General features: G+C 59.0%; 1 protein-coding gene. It reads left to right on the top strand.

Going from position 1 to position 1,227, the window contains the following annotated elements:
- Positions 1-1,141, top strand: a 1,141-nt coding sequence (locus CW742_RS13890) for a DNA methyltransferase (protein ID WP_292421396.1), incomplete at its 5' end; no start/stop codon positions are given.
- Positions 1,142-1,227: the final 86 nt, after the last annotated feature.

Raw genomic sequence — 1,227 nt, 5'->3', positions numbered from 1 at the left:
TTCCCGGTTCATGGAACCAGGGCAGGTTGTCTATGACCCCTACGCCTGCACCGGAACGACCCTCATTGCAGGGCAGCTCCTCGGGATGAAGTGGATAGGGGCCGAGATTGACCCGAAGGCACACGCGATCGGGGTCAGAGAACTGCAGCAGCGACCGATGGACCTGTTCACGTTCGGAGGCGAGCAGCCGGAATCGCCCCAGGTCCGCGAAGTCATCGAGGCCCCGAAGGACACCAGCAAGCAGGCCGCGATCGAGCCCGTCAAGAGCCCAAAGCTGAAAAAACTGATCAAGAACCTATGCAAAGGGTGCGAGGCGACGGATCGTTGTCTCCGTCACGAACCACACGAAGGATGCCTGCAGGAATTCCTGGACTTTGAGAAGGCCGTCGAAGAAGCGAGAGTGGAGCCACCCGAACAGAAGAAAACCGAGCCGCTCTGTTACTGCACCCCCTGCAAGACCTGGGCGACCTGCACGGCCAAACCGGAGAGCAAGGAGTGCCAGGCACACCGGAAACTCAAGGAAGACATCCCGGAGGGCGGCTGCACCAACTGCGGACATCACAAAATAAAGAAAACCTTCAAGGAGAGCTGCACACGACTCAACGATCTGCTGTTCAAAGGCGGACAGTATTCCGCCACCCGGCTGATGGCAGAGGTCGCAGCGGAAGGGTGCCTCGGCTGGATCCCCAAGAACGAGGATCCCGAGAAGGTCCCCGACCCTGCCGAGGAAGACGAGGATGCCCCCAAGAAAAAGCCGGAGCGTGACACCCCCGAGTGGTTCGAGGCCCTCACCGAGGCAAAGCGCAGGAACAATCCTGGCTGGAGCTGGGAGGTCTGGAAACATTCCGAGAAAGGGGAATGGCTGTACGAGGGAGCGGATACTTACCCAGGAGCCGTCGCTATAAAAGATCGACTCGATAAGACCCTCCCGGAAAGTCACCCGGGCAAACACTCTCCGTTACACTTCACACTCCATCCGAGGCCGAAGCCGGACTATCCCGCCGATGATATCGAAGGCCCCTGCAAAGTCTGCAAAATCGAGTGCATTGACGAGAACGGCTGCGACGGCTGTTGGGAATTCGAGGAGCACTCCCGAACACCCGATGGAGACGGAGGGCCCGCTTCGCATCGCTGGGGATAGCGTGAAATCTGCATCATCTCCTGCGGAAAGGTCAATATCTGGGGCGAACCCGACAAAGGGAAGAAAAACACTCCGACCCGGTTCGT

The organism is Methanoregula sp., from assembly GCF_002835825.1.
In the GTDB taxonomy this organism is placed as follows: domain Archaea; phylum Halobacteriota; class Methanomicrobia; order Methanomicrobiales; family Methanospirillaceae; genus Methanoregula.
This window is presented reverse-complemented; position numbering and strand designations above follow the sequence as displayed.